12 protein-coding genes are annotated in these 15,031 nt (G+C 71.4%); 6 read left to right on the forward strand and 6 right to left on the reverse strand.

Annotated elements, in window-relative coordinates; translation table 11 throughout:
* Positions 1-1,763 (reverse strand): homocysteine S-methyltransferase family protein (locus ABZ565_RS23995; protein WP_361030427.1); only part of this gene is annotated, 1,763 nt, incomplete at its 3' end.
* 236 nt (positions 1,764-1,999) lie between these two features.
* Between ABZ565_RS23995 and ABZ565_RS24000 the strand changes: the two genes are divergently transcribed.
* The 5 genes from ABZ565_RS24000 (at position 2,000) to ABZ565_RS24020 (ending at position 7,797) form a co-directional block, all read left to right on the forward strand.
* Positions 2,000-2,764 (forward strand): IclR family transcriptional regulator, encoded by a 765-nt coding sequence (locus tag ABZ565_RS24000; protein WP_361030430.1) that lies wholly within the window; start codon positions 2,000-2,002, stop codon positions 2,762-2,764.
* A 258-nt stretch (positions 2,765-3,022) separates the two neighbouring features.
* Complete coding sequence (locus tag ABZ565_RS24005) at positions 3,023-3,814, forward strand: MIP/aquaporin family protein (RefSeq protein WP_361030433.1); 792 nt, start codon at positions 3,023-3,025, stop codon at positions 3,812-3,814.
* Between the two features lie 42 nt (positions 3,815-3,856).
* Complete coding sequence (glpK, locus tag ABZ565_RS24010; protein WP_361030436.1) at positions 3,857-5,398, forward strand: glycerol kinase GlpK; 1,542 nt, start codon at positions 3,857-3,859, stop codon at positions 5,396-5,398.
* Between the two features lie 5 nt (positions 5,399-5,403).
* Entirely contained in the window at positions 5,404-7,017 is a 1,614-nt protein-coding gene (locus ABZ565_RS24015; protein WP_361030439.1) for a glycerol-3-phosphate dehydrogenase/oxidase, read from the forward strand.
* Positions 7,018-7,125: 108 nt separating this feature from the next.
* Positions 7,126-7,797: a FadR/GntR family transcriptional regulator gene (locus ABZ565_RS24020; RefSeq protein ID WP_361030442.1), complete on the forward strand. Its 672-nt coding sequence runs from the start codon at positions 7,126-7,128 to the stop codon at positions 7,795-7,797.
* A 106-nt stretch (positions 7,798-7,903) separates the two neighbouring features.
* Here the strand turns inward: ABZ565_RS24020 and ABZ565_RS24025 are convergent, their stop codons facing one another.
* From ABZ565_RS24025 to ABZ565_RS24045, 5 genes are all read right to left on the reverse strand, one after another.
* Positions 7,904-8,956 carry an ABC transporter permease gene (locus tag ABZ565_RS24025; RefSeq protein ID WP_361030445.1) on the reverse strand — a complete coding sequence of 351 codons (1,053 nt, stop codon included), beginning with the start codon at positions 8,954-8,956 and terminating at the stop codon, positions 7,904-7,906.
* Positions 8,953-10,470: a sugar ABC transporter ATP-binding protein gene (locus tag ABZ565_RS24030; RefSeq protein WP_361030448.1), complete on the reverse strand. Its 1,518-nt coding sequence runs from the start codon at positions 10,468-10,470 to the stop codon at positions 8,953-8,955. The genes ABZ565_RS24025 and ABZ565_RS24030 overlap by 4 nt, the downstream gene beginning before the upstream one ends.
* 2 nt (positions 10,471-10,472) lie before the next feature.
* The gene (locus tag ABZ565_RS24035; RefSeq protein WP_361030451.1) at positions 10,473-11,513 is read right to left on the reverse strand and encodes a sugar ABC transporter substrate-binding protein; all 1,041 of its coding nucleotides are present in this window, start codon (positions 11,511-11,513) and stop codon (positions 10,473-10,475) included.
* Between the two features lie 62 nt (positions 11,514-11,575).
* On the reverse strand, positions 11,576-12,355 hold the full coding sequence (locus tag ABZ565_RS24040; protein ID WP_361030454.1) for an SDR family oxidoreductase: 780 nt from the start codon (positions 12,353-12,355) through the stop codon (positions 11,576-11,578).
* Complete coding sequence (locus ABZ565_RS24045) at positions 12,352-13,689, reverse strand: L-fuconate dehydratase (RefSeq protein WP_361030457.1); 1,338 nt, start codon at positions 13,687-13,689, stop codon at positions 12,352-12,354. Before ABZ565_RS24045 ends, ABZ565_RS24040 begins: the two co-directional genes overlap by 4 nt.
* Positions 13,690-13,920: 231 nt before the next feature.
* On the opposite strand from ABZ565_RS24045, the gene ABZ565_RS24050 reads away from it, so the two are divergent.
* Complete coding sequence (locus tag ABZ565_RS24050; protein WP_361030460.1) at positions 13,921-15,015, forward strand: PAC2 family protein; 1,095 nt, start codon at positions 13,921-13,923, stop codon at positions 15,013-15,015.
* Positions 15,016-15,031 lie beyond the last annotated feature (16 nt).

A 15,031-nucleotide genomic window follows, 5' to 3' on the forward strand; every position in this document is an offset into this window, starting at 1 on the left:
ACGATCGCCGAATCCAGGCCCGCCTTCACGCACTCGTCCAGGAAGACCGAGTTGAGCACCACGCGGGCGGCCGGGTTCAGGCCGAAGGAGATGTTCGACAGGCCGAGGGTGGTCTGCACGTCCGGGTGGCGCTTCTTCAGCTCCCGGATGGCCTCGATGGTGGCGATCCCGTCCTTGCGGGACTCCTCCTGACCGGTGCAGATGGTGAAGGTCAGGGTGTCGATGAGGATGTCCGACTCCTGGATGCCCCAGGTGCCGGTCAGGTCGGCGATCAGCCGTTCCGCGACGGCGACCTTGTGCTCGACGGTGCGGGCCTGGCCCTCCTCGTCGATGGTCAGCGCGATCAGCGCGGCGCCGTGCTCCGCGGCCAGCTGGGTGACCTTGGCGAAGCGGGACTCGGGCCCGTCGCCGTCCTCGTAGTTGACGGAGTTGAGGACCGCGCGGCCGCCCAGCTTCTCCAGACCGGCCCGGAGCACGGGCAGCTCCGTGGAGTCCAGGACGATCGGCAGGGTGGAGGCGGTGGCGAACCGGCCGGCCAGCTCGTCCATGTCGGCGACGCCGTCGCGGCCCACGTAGTCCACGCACAGGTCGAGCATGTGCGCGCCCTCGCGGATCTGGTCGCGGGCCATCTCCACGCAGTCGTCCCAGCGGCCTTCGAGCATGGCCTCGCGGAACTTCTTGGACCCGTTGGCGTTCGTACGCTCACCGATCGCCAGGTACGCCGTGTCCTGGCGGAAGGGGATGGACTGGTAGAGGGAGGCGGCGCCGGGCTCGGGGCGCGGGTCGCGGGCGGCCGGGACCGTGCCCCGTACCCGCTCGACCACCTGGCGCAGGTGCTCCGGGGTCGTACCGCAGCAGCCACCGACCAGCGAGAGGCCGTACTCCTGGACGAACGTCTCCTGCGCGTCGGCCAGCCCCTCGGCGTCGAGCGGGAAGTGGGCGCCGTCCTTGGTGAGGACCGGCAGTCCGGCGTTGGGCATGCAGAGCAGCGGGATGCGGGAGTGCCGGGTGAGGTAGCGCAGGTGCTCGCTCATCTCGGCCGGACCGGTCGAGCAGTTCAGCCCGATCATGTCGATGCCGAGGGGTTCCAGGGCGGTGAGGGCCGCGCCGATCTCGGAGCCCAGGAGCATGGTGCCGGTCGTCTCGAAGGCCAGGGAGCACAGCAGCGGGAGGTCGCTGCCGAGGGCGTCGAGGGCGCGGCGGGCGCCGAGGACGGCGGCCTTGGTCTGGAGGAGGTCCTGCGTCGTCTCCACGATCAGCGCGTCGGCGCCGCCGGCGATCAGGCCCTCGGCGTTCGCCTGGAAGCCGTCGCGGATGGTGGCGTACGGGATGTGGCCGAGGGTCGGCAGCTTGGTGCCGGGGCCCATGGAGCCGAGCACCCAGCGCTGCTCGCCGGAGGAAGCGGTGTACTCGTCGGCGACCTCGCGGGCGATGCGCGCGCCGGCCTCGGAGAGCTCCTGGACGCGCTCGGGGATGTCGTACTCGCCGAGGGCCGCCGTGTTGGCGCCGAAGGTGTTGGTCTCGACGCAGTCGACGCCGACGGCGAAGTACGCCTCGTGCACGGAGCGCACGATGTCCGGCCGCGTGATGTTGAGGATCTCGTTGCAGCCCTCGAGGTTCTCGAAGTCCGCGAGCGTGGGGTCCTGGGCCTGGAGCATGGTGCCCATGGCACCGTCGGCCACCACCACGCGGGTGGCGAGCGCCTCGCGGAGGGCTGCGGCTCGGTTCCGGCTGTCGGCGGAAGGGGTCGGCGACGAGGCCATGGATGTACTCCCTGGGATGCGACGGCTGTCGGCTTTGCGTCTTCGGCGGAAGGCGCACCCGGCCAGGGTAGCCGGGCCGCGACCTGGGCCGTCACTCTGTCCCACGAGCCGGACGGCATCCTGATGACGGGGGTTCCGGTGTCGTGGGGTGCTGCGGACTTCCCCCGCGGCCGAGCGCGGGTCGGCATCGGCCGATAGTGTTCAGCATTGTCGAACGAGTGGAGGAGTACGGCGCGATGGCCAAGAACATCCAGTCGCTGGAGCGGGCGGCCGCGATGCTGCGCCTGCTGGCAGGCGGCGAGCGGCGGCTCGGGCTGTCCGACATCGCCTCCTCACTGGGCCTGGCCAAGGGCACCGCGCACGGCATCCTGCGCACCCTCCAGCACGAGGGCTTCGTGGAGCAGGACGGCGCCTCCGGGCGCTACCAGCTGGGCGCGGAACTGCTGCGCCTGGGCAACAGCTATCTCGACGTCCACGAGCTGCGGGCCCGCGCCCTGGTCTGGACGGACGACCTGGCCCGGTCCAGCGGCGAGAGCGTCCATCTCGGCGTACTGCACCAGCAGGGCGTGCTCATCGTCCACCACGTCTTCCGGCCCGACGACAGCCGCCAGGTGCTGGAGGTGGGCGCCATGCAGCCGCTGCACTCCACGGCCCTGGGCAAGGTGCTGGCCGCCTACGACCCGGTGGCGCACACCGAGGCCATGGAGACCGAGCGGCAGCCGTTCACGCCCCGGACGGTCACCGGCCCGGACGAGTTCGAGGCCGTGCTCGACGGGGTACGGGCCCGGGGCTGGGGGTCCGACGTGGAGGAGACCTGGGAGGGCGTCGCCGCGGTGGCCGCCCCGATCCACGACCGGCGCCGGATGCCGGTGGGGGCGATAGCCGTCACGGGTGCGGTGGAGCGGGTCTGCAAGGACGGCGAGCTGCGCCCGGAGCTGGTGGCCGCGGTGCGCGACTGCGCCCGCGCGGTCTCGCGGGACCTGGGCGCCAGGCGCTTCTAGGGCGTCCTCCCGGCCGGCTTCCCCCGTCACGATCGATCGGCTTCCGTCGTAACGATCGATTCGTACGTCACATCCCTCTTGACGCTGCCTTCGCCGGGAGAAACACTGCCGTTCACCGGTCGGCATTGTCGAACACCTAACGGATATTCGCGTTAGGGTGTGACCGTGCCAAGGGCCGGCCAAGCCCTCACACGAGGGCGCGGACCACCGGTGGGACCCGGGGTTCGGCTTCCTGGACGAAGGACAAAGGAGTCGCGGGTGTCCAGCTCCGACATCTTCATCGGCGAGACCATCGGTACCGCCGTACTCATCCTGCTCGGCGGCGGTGTCTGTGCCGCCGTCACGCTCAAGCACTCGAAGGCGCAGAACGCCGGCTGGGTCGCCATCACCTTCGGGTGGGGCTTCGCGGTGCTGACCGGCGCGTATCTCGCCGGCGGCGTGTCGGGGGCGCATCTCAACCCGGCCGTCACCATCGGCCTCGCCATCGAGGGCGGAACGAAGTGGAGCGACGTACCGCTCTACCTCGCCTCCGAACTTCTCGGCGCCATGATCGGCGCGGTGCTGGTCTGGCTGACCTACTACGGGCAGTTCCGGGCGCACCTCACCGATCCGGAGATCCTGCGCGCCCATTCGGGTGAGGAGGGCATGGTCGACCAGGCCGCGGCCCCCGAGGCGGGTCCGGTCCTCGGTGTCTTCTCGACGGGCCCCGAGATCCGCAACGCCGTGCAGAACGTCCTCACCGAGGTCATCGCCACGCTGGTGCTGGTGCTCGCCATCCTCACCCAGGGCCTCAACGGCGACGGCGACGGGCTCGGCACGCTGGGCGCGCTGATCACCTCCCTGGTCGTCGTCGGCATCGGCCTGTCGCTCGGCGGGCCTACGGGCTACGCGATCAACCCGGTCCGCGACCTCGGTCCGCGTATCGTGCACGCGCTGCTTCCGCTGCCGAACAAGGGCGGCTCCGACTGGGGCTACGCATGGGTCCCCGTCGTCGGCCCGCTGATCGGCGGCGCACTCGCGGGCGGCCTCTACAACCTCGCCTTCGCCTGACCGGCCCTCACACCACACCGCACAGACCTCCGGGAGCACACCGTGACCGACGCACACACCACCGGCAGCCACGGCACCGGCCCGTTCATCGCGGCCATCGACCAAGGCACGACCTCCAGCCGCTGCATCGTCTTCGACAAGGACGGGCGGATCGTCTCCGTCGACCAGAAGGAGCACGAGCAGATCTTCCCCAAGCCGGGCTGGGTCGAACATGACGCGGCCGAGATCTGGGCGAACGTCCAGGAAGTCGTCGCCGGGGCGATCTCCAAGGCGGGCATCACCGCCGCCGACGTCAAGGCGATCGGCATCACCAACCAGCGCGAGACCACCCTGCTGTGGGACAAGCACACCGGTGAGCCCGTCCACAACGCCCTCGTCTGGCAGGACACCCGTACCGACGCGCTCTGCAGGGAACTCGGCCGCAACGTCGGCCAGGACCGGTTCCGCCGCGAGACCGGGCTGCCGCTCGCCTCGTACTTCGCCGGGCCGAAGGTGCGCTGGCTGCTCGACAACGTCGAGGGGCTGCGCGAGCGGGCCGAGCGCGGCGACATCCTCTTCGGCACGATGGACTCCTGGGTCATCTGGAACCTGACCGGCGGCACCGACGGCGGCGTCCACGTCACCGACGTCACCAACGCCTCGCGCACCCTCCTGATGAACCTGCACACCATGCAGTGGGACGAGAAGATCTGCTCCTCCATCGGCGTGCCGACGGCCGTACTGCCCGAGATCCGGTCCTCCGCCGAGGTCTACGGCACCACCAAGGGCGGCGTGCTCGACGGGGTGCCGGTGGCCTCCGCGCTGGGCGACCAGCAGGCGGCGCTGTTCGGCCAGACCTGCTTCTCCGAGGGCGAGGCCAAGTCCACGTACGGCACCGGCACCTTCATGCTGATGAACACCGGTGAGACGCCCGTCAACTCCTACAACGGGCTGCTGACGACGGTCGGCTACCGGATCGGCGACCAGAAGGCGGTGTACGCCCTGGAGGGGTCGATCGCCGTCACCGGCTCGCTGGTCCAGTGGATGCGCGACCAGATGGGGCTGATCCAGTCCGCCGCCGAGATCGAGACCCTGGCCTCCTCGGTGGAGGACAACGGCGGCGCGTACTTCGTGCCCGCGTTCTCCGGTCTGTTCGCCCCGTACTGGCGTCCGGACGCCCGCGGTGTCATCGCCGGTCTCACCCGTTACGTCACCAAGGCGCACATCGCCCGCGCCGTCCTTGAGGCCACCGCCTGGCAGACCCGTGAGATCAGCGACGCCATGACCAAGGACTCCGGCGTCGAGCTGACCGCCCTCAAGGTGGACGGCGGCATGACCTCCAACAACCTGCTGATGCAGACGCTCGCCGACTTCCTGGACGCGCCCGTGGTGCGGCCGATGGTCGCCGAGACCACCTGCCTCGGCGCCGCCTACGCCGCCGGCCTGGCCGTCGGCTTCTGGCCGGACACCGAGGCGCTGCGCGCCAACTGGCGCCGCGCCGCCGAGTGGACCCCCCGCATGGACGCGGACACCCGCGCCCGCGAGTACAAGAGCTGGCTCAAGGCCGTGGAACGCACCATGGGCTGGCTGGACGACGAGGAGTAGACAACATGACCACCCTGCAGAGCGTCCCCGCACTCGGGACGCATCCGGCCTCCGGCTCCCTCCCGAGCCGTGCCGAGACCCGGGAGCAGCTCTCCAAGGCGACGTACGACCTCCTGGTGATCGGCGGCGGCATCCTGGGCATCTCCACCGCCTGGCACGCCGCGCAGTCCGGACTGCGGGTGGCCCTGGTGGACGCCGGTGACTTCGCCGGCGCCACCTCCTCCGCCTCCTCCAAGCTGCTGCACGGCGGTCTGCGCTACCTCCAGACCGGCGCGGTGAAGCTGGTCGCGGAGAACCACTTCGAGCGCCGTGCGGTCTCCCGCCAGGTCGCCCCGCACCTGGCCAACCCGCTCACCTTCTACCTGCCGGTCTACAAGGGCGGGCCGCACGGAGCGGCGAAGCTCGGCGCGGGCGTGTTCGCGTACTCGGCGCTGTCCGCCTTCGGGGACGGTGTCGGCCATGTGATCAGCCCGGCGCGGGCGGCTCGCGATGTGCCGGAGCTGCGTACGGACAACCTCCGGGCCGTCGCGGTGTACGGCGACGACCAGATGAACGACGCGCGGATGGCGCTGATGACGGTCCGCGCGGCCGTCGACGCGGGCGCGGTGGTGCTGAACCACGCGGCGGTGACCGGGCTGCGGTTCACCCGGGGCCGGGTGACGGGCGCGGAGCTGCGCGACTCCATGGACGGTACGGAGTTCGGGGTGACCGCCCGGCTGGTGCTGAACGCGACCGGGCCGTGGGTGGACCACCTGCGGAAGATGGAGGACCCGAACGCGGCGCCCTCCATACGCCTGTCCAAGGGCGCCCACCTGGTGCTGAAGCGGACCCGGCCGTGGAAGGCCGCGCTGGCCACGCCGATCGACAAGTACCGCATCACGTTCGCCCTGCCCTGGGAGGACATGCTGCTGCTCGGCACGACGGACGAGGCGTACGAGGGCGACCCGGCGGATGTCGCGGTGACCGAGAAGGACACCGCGCAGATCCTGGACGAGGCCGCGTTCTCGGTACGGGACCAGCAGCTGTCCCGGGACCTGATCACGTACTCCTTCGCCGGACTGCGGGTGCTGCCCGGCGGGCCCGGCGACACCTCGAAGGCCAAGCGCGAGACGGTCGTGACGGAGGGCCGGGGCGGGATGCTCTCGGTGGCCGGCGGCAAGTGGACGACCTTCCGCCACATCGGCCGTACGGTGATGAACAAGCTGGCCGCGCTGCCCGGGCACCCGCTGGCGGAGGACATGGAGCCGATGGCCCGGCTGCCGAGGAAGCTGCCGCTGCCCGGGATCGCCAGTCCGAACGCGGTGGCGCACCGGCTGCTGGTGGACGGCGGGACGCCCGGTCCCCGGATGGCCGCCGACACCGCGCGCCATCTGGCCACGCACTACGGTTCGCTCGCCTTCGACATCGCCCGGATGGCCAACGAGAACCCGGCGCTGGCCGAGCGGATCCACCCGGACGCCCCGGAGGTCTGGGCGCAGGTCGCCTACGCCCGGGACCACGAGTGGGCCGAGACCGCGGACGACGTGCTGCGGCGGCGGACGACGCTCACGATCCGGGGCCTGGCGACGGACGAGGTCCGGGCCGGTGTGGAGAAGCTGCTCGGCGAGCGGCGCGGCTGAGCGGGACGGGCCGGGCGGCCGGGCGGACCGTGTGTCGGTCCGACGGTCGTACCGGCCCTCGTCGTGGCCGCATAATGGGGCGATACATCGGATGTCTGGAGGTCGCCCATGGCTGTCACCGACGAGGCCATCGAGAAGATCAAGGGAATGATCGTCTCGGGTGCGCTACGGCCCGGCGATCGTCTCCCCAAGGAGAGCGAACTCGCCTCTGAGCTGGGGCTTTCCCGCAACTCGCTGCGGGAGGCGGTGCGCGCCCTGTCGCTGATCCGCATTCTCGACGTCCGCCAGGGCGACGGTACGTATGTGACGAGCCTCGACCCGCAGCTGCTTCTCGAAGCGCTGAGCTTCGTCGTGGACTTCCACCGGGACGACACCGTCCTGGAGTTCCTGGCGGTGCGCCGGATCCTGGAGCCCGCCGCGACGGCGATGGCGGCGAGCCGGATCGCGGAGGACCAGCTGGACGCGCTCGGCGCGCAGCTCGACGCACTGGGCGAGCATCCTTCGGTGGAGGAGCTGGTCGCCTGCGACCTGGACTTCCACCGGGGCATCGTCCAGTCGTCCGGCAACTCGGTGCTCTGCTCGCTACTGGACGGGCTCTCGGGGCCGACGACGCGGGCGCGGGTGTGGCGGGGGCTGACCCAGGAGGACGCGGTGAGCCGGACGCTGCACGAGCACCGGGCGATTCTGGCGGCGCTGCGGGATCGCGATGCGGAGGCCGCGCGGGCGTGGGCCACGGTGCATGTGGCGAGCGTGGAGCAGTGGTTGCGGTCGACGCTGTAGGTTGCGGGGCTCCGCCCCGGACCCCGCTCCTCAATCGCCGGAGGGGCTTGAAAACAAGCGCCGGACGGGCTGAGAGAGCCCGTCCGGCGCTTGAGGGAGAAGAGCTTCAGTCCTGCTTCTCGCCGCTCGCGAAGCGGGAGATGACCAGGGCCACGATGATGATCGCGCCGTTCAGGAACTGGTTCCAGAGGGCCGGGACGCCGCCCAGGGTCATGACGTTGACGACCAGCTGGAGCGTCAGTACGCCGGTGAGGGCGCCGAACAGCGTGCCCCGGCCGCCCTTGAGGCTGATGCCGCCGATCACCGCGGCGGCGAACACCTGGAAGATCCAGCCGTCGCCCTGGGTGGCGGCGACCGCCCCGTAGTGGCCGGTGTAGAGGATGCCGGCGAAGGCCGCGAGCAGGCCGCCGATCGCGAGGACGACCCAGGTGACCCGGTCGACGCGGATGCCGGCCGCGCGGGCCGCTTCCGGGTTGCCGCCGATCGCGTACAGCGCGCGTCCGTGGCGCAGCCAGGCGAGGGCGGCACCGCCGGCCGCGAAGAGGACCAGGCAGATCCAGACGGCGGCCGGGACTCCGAACCACTCGCTCTTGCCGAGGTAGCGAAAGGACTCCGGCACGTCGGTGATGGACTTGCCCTCGGTGATGCCGATGTGGAGGCCGCGCAGCATCGTGAGCATGCCGAGCGTGGCGATGAAGCCGTTGACCCGGAGCTTCAGGATCAGGAAGCCGTTGACGGCGCCGACCGCGAGGCCGACCAGCAGGCAGAGCGGGACCGCGGACCAGGCGGGGAACATCCCGAGGCCGGCGAAGCGGCCGCCGTCCGGGGGCAGCACCAGCCACATCGCGACGACCGGCGCGATGCCGATCGTGGACTCCAGCGAGAGGTCCATCCGGCCGCAGATGAGGATCAGCGCCTGGCCGAGGACGAGCAGGCTCAGCTCGGAGGACTGCTGGACGACGCTGATCAGGTTGTCGGAGGTGAGGAAGACCGGCGAGACGATGAAGCCGATCAGCATCAGCACCAGGATCACCGGTACCAGCGAGAAGTCGCTCCACCGGATCAGCTTGAGTCTGCTGAGCGCGGTGTCACCGCCGGGGCCCGCCTTGAGCGCCGTGTCGAAGTCGTCGGCCGTGGACGGCCGTACCGTGCCGGTCATTCCCTCTCCCCCACACCTTCCATGGCGGCGACGAGTTCCCCGTCGGTCCACCCGCTGTCGAACGTTGCGACGACCCGCCCGTGGAACAGGGCGAGGACCCGGTCGCAGACCCGCAGGTCGTCCAGTTCGTCCGAGACGACGACGGCCGCGTTGCCCGCGTCGGCGACCCGGCGTACGACTCCGAGGAGCGAGTCCTTGGACTTGACGTCCACGCCCGCCGTGGGCCGGACCGCCACGAGCACACTGGGGTCGCGGGCCAGCGCGCGGGCGACGACGACCTTCTGCTGGTTGCCGCCGGAGAGCCCGGAGACGGGCTGTTCGGGGCCCTGGGTCTTGATGTCGAGCGAGTCGATCATGGACCGGGCGAACTGCCGGGTACGGGAGGGCAGGACGGTCCCCCAGGGGCCGAGCTGGTCGGCGACCGTCAGCGTGGCGTTCTCCGCGACGCTGCGCTCCAGGACGAGGCCCTGGTCGTGCCGGTCCTCGGGGATGTAGCCGATGCCGGCGGCCAGCGCGTCCGGCACGCTGCCCGCCCGTACGGCCCTGCCCCGCACCCGGACCGTGCCGCCGCCCGCCTTGCGCATCCCGGCCAGCACCTCGCCCACGGCGGTGTTCCCGCTCGCCGCCGCCCCGGCCAGGCCCAGCACCTCGCCGGGGCGCACCTGGAGGTCCAGGGGCTCGAACCGGCCGGCGAGGGTGAGCCGTTCGGTGCTCAGGACGGGTTCGGCGGACGGGTCGGGCGCGGCGCCCCCGGCCGCGTGCCAGGCGGTGGCGCCGGCCGCCTGCTCGCCGGTCATCGCGGCGACCAGGTCCTCCTTGGCGACCTCGGCGACGGGGGCGGTCAGGACGTGGCGGGCGTCGCGGTAGACGGTTACCGCGGTGCACAGCTCGTACACCTCCTGGAGGTGGTGCGAGATGAAGAGGAACGCCACCCCCCGGCTCTGGAGTTCGCGGAGCTTGTCGAAGAGCCGCGCGATGCCCCGGGCGTCGAGCTGGGCGGTCGGCTCGTCCAGGACGATGAGCCGGGCGCCGAAGGACAGCGCGCGGGCGATCTCCACGAACTGCCGCTGCTCGACCGCGAGATCGCGCGCCCGGGTGCTCGGGTCGACCTCGACGCCGTACGCGGCGAGCAGCCGCTCGGCCCGCTTGCGCAGCTTGCCCCAGCTGATCCAGCGGGCGTTCTCGTCGAACCGGTTGAGGAAGAGGTTCTCGGCGACGGTGAGGTCGGGGACGACCATGGACTTCTGGTAGACGCAGGCGACCCTGGACTGCCAGGCCGAGGTGTCCCCGAAGGCGGGCGCGGGTTCGCCGCCGAAGGTGACGGTGCCCGCGTCCGCCTTGTGGAGGCCGGTGAGGACGCCGACCAGGGTCGATTTGCCGGCGCCGTTGCGGCCGACGAGCGCGTGGGACTCGCCGGGCCGCACGGTCAGCTTCACCCCGTCGAGCGCCACGGTCGGCCCGAAGCGCTTGACGACGCCTTCCGCCTGTACGGCGGGTGGTGGTGCCTGGTCCATGGCTAGCTCTTCTTCTCCAGCTGGTTGGCCCACAGCTTCGGGTCGTCCACGTTCTCCTTGGTCACCAGGGGCGCGGGGAGCTGGTCCTCGTAGCCGTTGGGGATCTTGATGATGGTGGAGTCGTGGTCCGTGGGGCCCTCCTCGAAGGTCTTGCCGTCGAGGGCCGCCTTCGCGTAGTACAGGGCGTACTTCGCGTACAGGTCGGCGGGCTGGGAGATGGTGGCGTCGATCTTCCCGGCCCGGATGGCGTCGAACTCCTCGGGGATGCCGTCGTTGGAGATGATGGTGATGTGGCCGTCCGTACCGGCGGGCTTCAGCAGCTTCTTCTGTTCCAGGAGCGCCAGGGTGGGCTGGAGGAAGACACCGCCGGCCTGCATGTAGATGCCGTTGATGTCGGGGTGGGCGGCCAGCGTGGACTGGAGCTTGGCGGAGGCGACGTCGCCCTTCCAGTCGGTGGCCAGCTCGAACACCTCGATGCCGGGGAAGTCCTTGTCCATGCACGCCTTGAACGCCTCCGAGCGGTCGCGGCCGTTGATGGAGGACAGGTCGCCCTGGAACTCGACCACCTTGCCCTTGCCCTTCAGCTGCTCGCCGAGGTACGTGCAGGCGTTGGTGCCGTACGCCTTGTTGTCGGCGCGCACCACCATGTAGATGTCGCCCTTGTCCGGACGGGTGTCGACGCTGACGACGGGGATCTTCTTCTCGTTGAGCGTGTTGAGCGATTCGGCTATCGCGCCGGTGTCCTGCGGGGCCATCACGACGGCCTTGGCGCCCTGGTCGGTGAAGGTCTGGACGTTGGCGACGAGTTTGCCGATGTCGTTCTGCGAGTTGGTCAGCGGGAGCGCGGAGACGTCGCCGGCCTTGACGCTCTTCTTGATGTAGTTCTGGTAGGAGTTCCAGAAGTCGCTGTCGCTGCGCGGCAGGTCGATGCCGACCTTGCCGCCGCCCGCACCGCTGTCCGACGATTCGCGGTTGCAGCCCGCGAGGGCGGTGACGGCCAGCAGTACGGCACAGGCGGCCGCACTCGTCGTGCGCACTCTCATTGGTGTCCCGTTCCTTTGTGGGTCGCGGCTCGGAGCCCGGTTGGCGTGGGGGCGGTGCGGGTTCAGCTGCCGGCGGGGCGCAGGCGCAGGCCCTGCATCCCGCCGTCGACGGCCAGGGCGGTGCCCGTCACGGAGGCCGCGGCGGGGCTCGCGAGGTAGACGACCGCGGCGGCCACCTCGTCGGCGGAGACCAGCCGGCCCAGCGGCTGCCGGGCGTCGAGGGCGGCCCGTTCGGCGGCCGGGTCCTCCGCCTGGTCGAGCAGGCGGCCGATCCACGGGGTGTCGGCGGTGCCCGGGTTGACGCAGTTGACGCGGACGCCCTCGCGGACGTGGTCGGCGGCCATGGCGAGGGTGAGCGCGAGGACGGCGCCCTTGCTCGCGCTGTACAGGGCGCGCTGGGGCAGCCCGGCGGTCGCGGCGATGGAGCAGGTGTGGGTGATGGACACCGCTCCGGGGCGCTCGGCGGCGGCGCGACGCAGGTGCGGCAGGGCGTGCCGGGCGGCCCGGACCATGCCGAGGACGTTGATGTCGAGGACCCGGGCCCACTCGGTGTCGTCGTTGTCCTCGACGGTGCCGATGGCGCCGATGCCCGCGTTGGAGACGAGGGTGTGCAGGGAGCCCAGCTCGGCGGCGGCCCGGTCCACCCCGGCGCGCACGGCGGCGTCGTCGGTGACGTCGGCCTCGACGGCGAGGGCGCCCCGGGGTGCGCCGGAGGTGTCCCGGTCGAGGACGGCGACCTGTGCGCCGCGCTCCAGCAGCAGGGCGGTGACGGCGGCCCCGATGCCCGAGGCGCCGCCGGTCACCAGGGCGTTCATCCCCTCGAAGTCGCGTGTGCCGGTCATCGGCTCTCCTCCTTGTCGTGGCGCCGGGCCTGCCAGACGGGGCCCTGCGGGTAGCGGTGTGCGGCGATGGACTCGGGGCGCATCCTGGCCGAGAAGCCGGGGGACGCCGGGGCGGTGTAGCGGCCGTTCACGATGACGGTGGGGTCGGTGAAGTGCTCGTGGAGGTGGTCGACGTACTCGATGACCCGGTCCTCGCGGGTGCCGGAGACGGCCACGTAGTCGAACATCGAGAGGTGCTGGACGAGTTCGCAGAGCCCGACGCCGCCCGCGTGCGGGCAGACCGGGACGCCGTACTTGGCGGCGAGCAGCAGGATCGCCAGGTTCTCGTTGACGCCGGCGACCCGTGCGGCGTCGATCTGGACGAAGTCGACGGCCCCGGCCTGGAGGAGCTGCTTGAACACGACCCGGTTGGCAACGTGTTCCCCGGTGGCGACCTTGACCGGCTGTCCGGCGCGGACGGCCGCGTGGCCGAGTACGTCGTCGGGGCTGGTGGGCTCCTCGATCCAGTGCGGGTCGTACGGAGCGAGGGCGGTCATCCACGCGACGGCGTCGGCGACGTCCCAGCGCTGGTTGGCGTCGACGGCGATCCGGACGCCGGGTCCGACGGCCTCTCGGGCGAGCGCCATGCGGCGGACGTCGTCCTCGACCCGGCCGCCGACCTTGAGCTTGATCTGGGTGAAACCGTCGGCCACGGCCTGCTTGGCGAGCCGGACCAGCTTGTCGTCGGAGTAGCCGAGCCAGCCGGGCGAGGTGGTGTACGCGGGGTAGCCCTCGGCGCGCAGCCGGGTGGCGCGTTCGGCGCGGCCCGGTTCGGCGGCGCGCAGGAGGGACAGCGCCTCGTCGGGGGTGAGGGCGTCGGTGAGGTAGCGGAAGTCCACGAGGGAGACCAGCTCCTGCGGGGTCATCCCGGCCAGGAACTCCCAGACGGGTCTGCCCGCCAGCTTGGCCGCCAGGTCCCAGGCGGCGTTGACCACCGCGCCGGCCGCCATGTGCATCACGCCCTTCTCCGGCCCGAGCCACCGGAGTTGCGAGTCGTGCGTGAGGTCCCGGTACAGGGCGCCGAGGTCGGCGGCCGTCCGGGGCACGGGGCGTCCGGTCAGATAGGGGCGCAGTGCCTCGATCGCGGCGGCCATGACCTCGTTGCCGCGGCCGATGGTGAAGCAGAAGCCATGGCCCTCGACCGGCTCGCCGTCCGGGCCGGCGGCGTCGGTCCGCAGAACGACGTAGGCGGCCGAGTAGTCGGGATCGGGGTTCATGGCGTCCGAGCCGTCCAGTTGTTCCGAGGTCGGAAAACGGATGTCGTGGACCTCGAAATCCGTGACGGTCTGACTCATGCGCGCCCCCAGGGGAAATAACATCGGACCTCTGTTCCGGTCATCCGATGTATAGCCGCCTCTGAGGCCACAAGTCCAGAGAGAGGTGCGAATTTCCGCCGACAGCTCGGATGTATCGGCGCGCGGTTGCCTTACCGCACCGCCACCCGGTCGTGCACGGGGGCTGCGGTCCGGGAGGCCGCAGGCCGTAAGGTTGTCCCGTACGCAAGGGAACTTCGGAAGGAGGCTGGGGTGATCGAGCTCGAGGGCGTTCCCGAGCTGATCGACCCGGTCATGGTGGCCGCGTTCGAGGGGTGGAACGACGCGGGTGACGCCGCCTCCACAGCGGTCGCGCATCTGGACCGGGAGTGGAAGGGCGAGGTGTTCGCGGCGCTGGACGCCGAGGACTACTACGACTTCCAGGTCAACCGCCCGACGGTGTGGCTGGACAACGGGGTACGCAAGATCACCTGGCCGACGACCCGGCTCTCCGTGGTCCGCGTCGGCGGGGACAAGCCCCGCGACCTCGTCCTGGTCCGGGGCATCGAGCCGTCCATGCGCTGGCGCTCGTTCTGCAACGAACTCCTGGGGTTCGCGCACGAACTGGGCGTCGAGATGGTGGTGGTGCTCGGCGCGCTGCTCGGCGACACCCCCCACACCCGCCCGGTCCCGGTCAGCGGGGTGACGTCCGACCCGGACCTGGCCCGCACCATGGACCTGGAGGAGACCAGGTACGAGGGCCCGACCGGCATCGTCGGCATCCTCCAGGAGGCGTGCACGCACGCCGGGGTGCCGGCGGTGAGCCTGTGGGCGGCGGTGCCGCACTATGTGTCGCAGCCGCCCAACCCCAAGGCGACGCTGGCCCTGCTGAACCGTCTTGAGGACCTGCTCGGGCTGCGCATCCCGCTCGGCGAGCTGCCGGAGGACGCGCGCGCCTGGCAGGTCGGCGTCGACCAACTGGCCGCCGAGGACAGCGAAGTGGCCGAGTACGTGCAGACGCTGGAGGAGGCGCGGGACACCGCCGAGCTGCCCGAGGCGAGCGGCGAGGCGATCGCCCGCGAGTTCGAGCGCTATCTGCGGCGCCGCGACCCGGGCCCGGGCCAGCCGCCCGGCGGGCACGCCACGGAGAGCGGCGACGCGACGTACCTCCGGGACACGTCGAGCGGCCGGACGCGACCGCCCAGACCGGTCCGGCCGGAGTCCGACCCGGACCGGCCGGGGCCCGTACGGCCGCCGTCCGGCGGGGCCGACGGCCGTGACGACGACGGCGGCGCCGACAACGACCGTCCGGGTGACGGCGCGCCGGACGACGACGGCCCCGACGACTCTCCGTCGTCGCAGGACTGAGCGCGGCACGGAGCCG

The sequence above is a fragment of the Streptomyces sp. NPDC016469 genome (genome assembly GCF_040632905.1).
GTDB lineage: Bacteria > Actinomycetota > Actinomycetes > Streptomycetales > Streptomycetaceae > Streptomyces.